The organism is Pseudodesulfovibrio sp. JC047 (assembly GCF_010468615.1).
GTDB lineage: Bacteria > Desulfobacterota > Desulfovibrionia > Desulfovibrionales > Desulfovibrionaceae > Pseudodesulfovibrio.
On sequence record NZ_WUEH01000031.1, the window covers coordinates 21,046 to 27,207 of the forward strand.

Sequence of the window (6,162 nt, forward strand, 5' to 3'; positions counted from 1 at the left end):
AATGGGTATGGTTGAAACAACGGGGAATCACACGCTGCGCAAGGTGTGCAACGTTATCTCCGGGAATGTTCCGAGTCGCAAGGGTGGTCCCCAGTACCCGGTGCCGGTGTTGACGTACAAGACCGTACCGTCATGGATATACAATCCTCGGACATAATCCTGAAACAGGTGAATCATAAAATTGTACGGGAAATATTGTCCGCCGTGGGTATGTCCGGACAATTGGATATCATATCCAGCTCGGGCCGCGTCATGAACGGAATTGGGCTGATGGGCCAACAGGATGGACACATCGTGATCCGGTGCCCCTTCCCGGGCCTGGGCCGGAGACGAAACATGGCTCGGCTCAAAACGATAGCCCGTGATGTCCGGCACTCCAGCCAACAAAATCCGTCCCGCCCCCGTGTCAACAAGGGTATGCTCATTGACCAGTGGTCTGATTCCAAGCCGTCGGGTCTCAGCTAACCATTCGTGAACCCCGGAATAATACTCATGATTGCCAGTACAAAACCAAACGCCATACGGGGCCTTGAAGTCAGCCATGGGAGCAATGTCATCCTTGAGACCATCCACAGACCCATCCACCAGATCGCCGGTATGCACGATCAGGTCAGGAGCAAGCTGATTGACCTCGTCAACCACCATGCGCGCCCATGCCTTTCGAATCGTCGGACCGATGTGGGTATCTGAAACCTGGGCAATGGTGAATCCGTCCAACCCGGAAGGCAGGCCCGGCACAGGAAGCATGTTTCGCACCACGGTTGGACGGCTTCGTGCCGTGAAAACAGCGTATCCAGTCAATGGCAGAGCTGCAGCCACAAAGGCCCCGTTTGACGCGTTAAGCAAAAATCGACGACGACGCATATCCGGTCCGGTAAAATAGGGACGACGACTGCGACGGGTACACATTTTCTTGACCCCTGACACAAACGCCCCGATCATCCGGGGGATGTCTCGGGCCAGCATGAAGAAAATGAGGATGGAGATGAATCCGAAAAAAGTAAAAGCGACCCAGTCGATGGAATCACAAACCATGCACTCATACACGTTCGTCCGGTGCAAAAACCATGTCACCCGATGGCCGAACAACAACAAAGCCAAGGCTCCCCACAAGGTCAGCTTGCGTTTGCGCCCTATGGACAGCGGCTCGATCAGCCGCCATCCAAGATAGAGCACTATCAGGGAAATGACTGTCAGGACTCCGACGACCCAATACATCATAATGGTACCGCTCCATAGGTTGTTTCCAATCTATCAGACATGAGGGACATTCTACCAATTGTCAAATTTCTGAAATCACCAGGGACGTTCCCTCCCTCTCCGGTTCTCAAGCTGTCAATTCTCTGATAAATAGATGGGATTGGCGTAACGTACAAGGAGCACATCATGACATTCACGACCCCGATTATCCTGATCGAAAGCAATCCCCTGCTGGACATGGCGGCAAAAACCGGCCTGCTCTTGTTGGGAGCCATGTTCACCTTCATCATTGCCCGCGCTCTTCTGGTCAGTATCGCCCACGCATTTGCCCGAAGGACCAAGAGCAAAATCGATGACATTCTCATGGAGGAAGGCTTTTTTTCCCGGGCCGCGCTCCTGGCCCCCGCCCCAGTCCTGTTCTGGGGACTGGAACTTTTTCCCCAAATAAAACACGTTCTGGATGACGCCATCTACGCGTACCTGGCCGTTGCAATCATTCTGGTGTTGGTCCGCTTCATCAACAGTCTGGCCCGACTCTACCAAACATTCGACATCGCCAATCGACGCCCCATCAAAGGGTATGTCCAATTGGTGAAACTCTTCATCTACATATTGGGAAGCATCGCGGTGGTCTCTATCCTCCTCGGCAAATCGCCGTGGGGGCTGCTCTCCGGTATTGGTGCCATGACGGCTGTCATCATGCTGATTTTTCGCGACACCATCCTGTCTCTCGTTGCAGGCATACAAATTTCTGCCAACGACCTGCTCAACAAGGGTGACTGGATTGAAATGCCCGCCATGAACGCGGATGGCGATGTGGTGGACATCGCTCTCAACACTGTCAAGATTCAAAACTGGGACAAAACCATTACGGCCATCCCGACCTATAAATTTCTGGATACCTCATTCAAGAATTGGAAAAGCATGACCGATGGAGGCGGACGCCGTATCAAACGCTCCATTAAGATCGACCTTTCTTCCGTCACCTTCGCCGATCAAAACCTGATCGAACGACTCTCCAAGGTGCAATCCCTCACCGAGTATATCACGACTCGACAAGCCGAAATAACCGAGGCCAACCAACGATCCAAGGCCGACCCGACCTCGAAACTCAATGGTCGGCACCTGACCAATATAGGCCTATTCCGACGGTATGTGCTGGAATACCTTCAGACTCACCCTCTGGTCAGACAGGACATGACCCTGATCGTTCGCCAGCTTCAACCCGAAGCCGACGCAGGCGTTCCTCTTGAAATCTACTGTTTTACCTCAAAAACCGACTGGGTTGCCTTTGAGGGAGTCCAATCCGATATCATGGACCACCTGCTTGCAGCACTCCCAGAATTTGAACTCAAGGCCTACCAAAGAAACGCTTTGGTTGATGGTCGCAACGTCACCTAAAATCGGATGAGCGATATTCAAAATTCACGCCACTTTTTCAGACAGAAAAACCTCAAAAAATGATTGACACAGCACGAACGCGCACCAACCCAGAGCTTTCTGATCACAGGGGAAAAAAGGGACAATTTCACGTTTTTTCCCTGTGGAATTCCTTCTTTTCCCATGCCGCCGCAATGAACCGTTGTGTGCCGTCATTTTTCACGCCATCCCAGCCTGCCTCCAGCCGGTGACCCTCATTTCATCCTGTCGAAAACCGGTCCATGCCCCCACATGATTATTTTTTTTCTAAACTTAATCTAGATAAAAACGTAGATATTCCGAGCTTTCATACATTTTAGACTTGTGAATAACTTTTTAAAAATTTGATTAATTGCTGAAAATCGTCATTATCTGTATAAATTTATATGAGTAATCAAATATTTTTCAGGAACCCCCTGTACAAAATCATTTGGCTGAGATACATTTGCCGTCACGTACCTGCAGCAGTTTTCCCTTCTCAAAGCCCTCTGAGCCTGAACGGAATTAAAGCTCAAAATCAGGGTACCCGGTACTACTAAAAACCATTCTCGCAGTGTTTTTATCTGCGAAGCGAAAAGGAATCTGCAATGAAGACACACGCAGGAATTTGGCAATATGTTCGAGGATTTGAAAATCTCAGCCTGTGCGACTGGCCAGGACGTTCCACCTGCATCATCTTCTTGGGAGGCTGCAATCTGCATTGCCCGACCTGTCACAATTTTGAACTCGCCTGGGATATGCAGTCCCTGCCTGTCATTGATGCAGCGCACATCAAATCATATCTCAGAGACCGCGCCGGATGGCTCGATGGCATTACCGTCTCCGGTGGAGAAGCGACCGCAGTTCCAGGCGTCAGCAAGCTCCTGGTGGAACTCAAAAAATACGGCCTTCCCATCAAAATGGATAGCAACGGAATGCGCCCGGATGTTGTCAAAGAATTGTTGGAAAACGGACTTGTTGATACCTTTGCCGTTGACGTCAAGGGACCGTGGGCCAAATACCCCGCCCTCACCGGCAAAGCCGTGTCTGAAATTGCAGCACGGGCCAACATGGAACGCATTTTCGAAATGGCGGAAGCCACCACGGACGCCTTCTATTTCAGATGTACCCAGGTTCCCGGACTGACAGAAGCGGACCTGAATATCACACGCAGTTACCTGCCAGAAGGCTATACTTTGACCATCCAAGAATTCGTGCCACCAAGGAGGAAACAGGAAGATGCCCAGCCAAATCATGAAGAGAGACGGCCGGTTGGAGACGTGGTCAACTAACCGGATTGCCCAGGCAATTTTCAAAGCCCTGAGTGCCAGCGGCATCAAGGACCCGATTCTCTCCAAACGCCTTGCAAAAAAAGTTGAGCAAAGACTCAGCCATATGGACATCCCCGAACAGGAGCATGTCCAGAACATGGTTGAGCAGATTCTCATGGAATCCAGGCAGTACGAAATCGCAAAGAAATACATCCTGTATCGTGAGCAGCGGCGTCAGCTTCGAAGCGAAAAAGAGGCGTATCTCAACATCAAGGACGTCATCGACACCTACCTTGATCAAGATGATTGGCGGGTCAATGAAAATGCGAACATGACGCATTCGTTTCAGGGATTGATGCTTCACCTGTCCGGCACGGTACAGGCTCGCTATACATTGGAAAAGTATCCCGAAGAAATTCGACTGGCGCATGAGCACGGCTATTTTCATATTCATGATCTTTCATTCGGACTGGCGGGTTATTGCGCTGGCTGGTCCTTACGGGATCTGCTGTTTGAAGGCTTCAACCTTGAAGGACGCGCATCTGCCGGTCCGGCCAAACATTTTGACACCGCGCTCGGCCAGATGAACAATTTTCTCGGCACGTTGCAAAACGAATGGGCCGGAGCGCAGGCGTTCAACAACGTGGACACCTATCTGGCACCATTCGTCAAGGCAGACAACCTGACATACCCGGAAGTCCGTCAATGTATGCAAAAATTCATTTTCAACCTGAACACCACATCGCGCTGGGGCGGCCAGTCTCCGTTCACCAATCTTTCATTTGATCTGGTAGCTCCCAAGCATATCGCCAAGGAACCGATCATTGTTGGCGGCGTCTATGACGACGTCTTAACCTATGCCGATTTCCAGGAAGAGATGGACATGATCAACCGGGCCTATATCGAGGTCATGCTCGAAGGCGATCATAGTGACCGTATCTTCTCTTTCCCGATTCCGACATATAACGTTACCGAAGACTTTCCCTGGGAATCGGAAATCGGCGAATCGCTCATGAAGCTCACGGCCAAATACGGTGTTCCGTATTTCCAGAATTTCATCAGTTCGGACCTCAATCCGGAAGATGTACGGTCCATGTGTTGTCGTCTCCAAATGGATTTACGGCAATTACGCACCAAAACAGGTGGACTCTTCGGTGCCGGCGACCTGACTGGGTCCATCGGCGTTGTCACTCTGAACCTGCCCAAGTTGGCATATCTGGCACAATCCGAAGACGATTTTCTCGATCTGGTCGAAGAATATGCCGAATTGGCCAAAGATTCGCTCGAATACAAACGCAAGGTCATCAACGGTAACCTCGAAGCGGGCATGTTCCCGTGGTCAAAACGCTATCTCAAGAACGGCTACAAGGGGCATTTCTCCACCATCGGTCTGCTCGGTGGGCACGAAGCCTGCCTAAACCTCATTGGCAAAGGGATTGAAACCGAGGGGGGTGTCCGGTTAATGCGGCGCACGCTCAACCATCTGCGGCGCATCACAGCCCGTTTTCAGGAAGAGACCGGCTCCTTGTACAACTTGGAAGCCACACCCGCCGAAGGGACCAGTTACCGATTGGCCAAAATCGACAAGTCCTTGTACCCGGATATTCAGGCGCAAGGAAACGGAACGCCCTACTACACCAACTCTACACAATTGCCTGTCGGCATATCCGAAGACGTTCTTTACGCCTTGGAGCACCAGAACCAATTGCAGCCGCTATACACTGGAGGAACAGTTTTTCACACTTTCCTCGGCGAAGCGGTGGCAGACCCGACCGCGCTCAAGAACTTCATTTTAAAAGCGTTCAGCAAGACCAAGATTCCGTACATTTCAGTCACGCCGACATTTTCGATTTGCAAGGAGCACGGCTACATTCTGGGCGAGCATTTCGAATGCCCGACCTGCGGCAAGGATACTGAAGTCTACACTCGTATCGTCGGTTATTATCGGCCAATATCTCGTTGGAACAAGGGAAAACAGGCCGAGTATTCTGATCGTGTGGTTTTCAGCGATTGTCTGTGTAATTAAAATATTTTTCTCAAGCCTTATTGAGGAATGAGGGCTTGAGGATAGTGGGATGTGAGGCCTCTACCCTTTCGGGGGTAGGGGTCTTGCACTTTTGGGCTTCGAGCAGCCGGCCTTTTAAGAAGGTGAGGATGCCGCTTGCAGCGGCGATGCTTTCTGGAATGAAGAGAAGATAAGAGAAGAGAAGAATGCGCCTTTGGCGCGGAGCCAGGGTGGGTGCTGCGCACCCGAACCGCTTCCATGCCCTCCCGGCGGGGGCCGTTTTTTTGT

The 6,162-nt window shown here is 51.1% G+C and carries 5 protein-coding genes; 3 read left to right on the forward strand and 2 right to left on the reverse strand.

The features are described from left to right. Nucleotides 1–27: 27 nt before the first annotated feature. Nucleotides 28–1,221, reverse strand: a complete 1,194-nt coding sequence (locus GO013_RS15515) for a metallophosphoesterase (protein ID WP_163812727.1) — start codon at nucleotides 1,219–1,221, stop codon at nucleotides 28–30. 165 nt (nucleotides 1,222–1,386) lie between these two features. Here GO013_RS15515 and GO013_RS15520 point away from each other — a divergent pair, with 165 nt between their 5' ends. The 3 genes from GO013_RS15520 (at nucleotide 1,387) to GO013_RS15530 (ending at nucleotide 5,895) form a co-directional block, all read left to right on the forward strand. After that, the gene (locus GO013_RS15520; RefSeq protein ID WP_163812730.1) at nucleotides 1,387–2,601 is read left to right on the forward strand and encodes a mechanosensitive ion channel family protein; all 1,215 of its coding nucleotides are present in this window, start codon (nucleotides 1,387–1,389) and stop codon (nucleotides 2,599–2,601) included. A gap of 605 nt (nucleotides 2,602–3,206) precedes the next feature. Then, the gene (locus GO013_RS15525) at nucleotides 3,207–3,890 is read left to right on the forward strand and encodes an anaerobic ribonucleoside-triphosphate reductase activating protein (protein WP_163812732.1); all 684 of its coding nucleotides are present in this window, start codon (nucleotides 3,207–3,209) and stop codon (nucleotides 3,888–3,890) included. After that, nucleotides 3,838–5,895 carry a ribonucleoside triphosphate reductase gene (locus GO013_RS15530; RefSeq protein ID WP_163812734.1) on the forward strand — a complete coding sequence of 686 codons (2,058 nt, stop codon included), beginning with the start codon at nucleotides 3,838–3,840 and terminating at the stop codon, nucleotides 5,893–5,895. Before GO013_RS15525 ends, GO013_RS15530 begins: the two co-directional genes overlap by 53 nt. A gap of 10 nt (nucleotides 5,896–5,905) precedes the next feature. On the opposite strand, the gene GO013_RS17065 is transcribed toward GO013_RS15530, so the two are convergent. Then, the coding region (locus tag GO013_RS17065; protein WP_203529667.1) for a hypothetical protein at nucleotides 5,906–6,162 on the reverse strand (257 nt) is incomplete at its 5' end.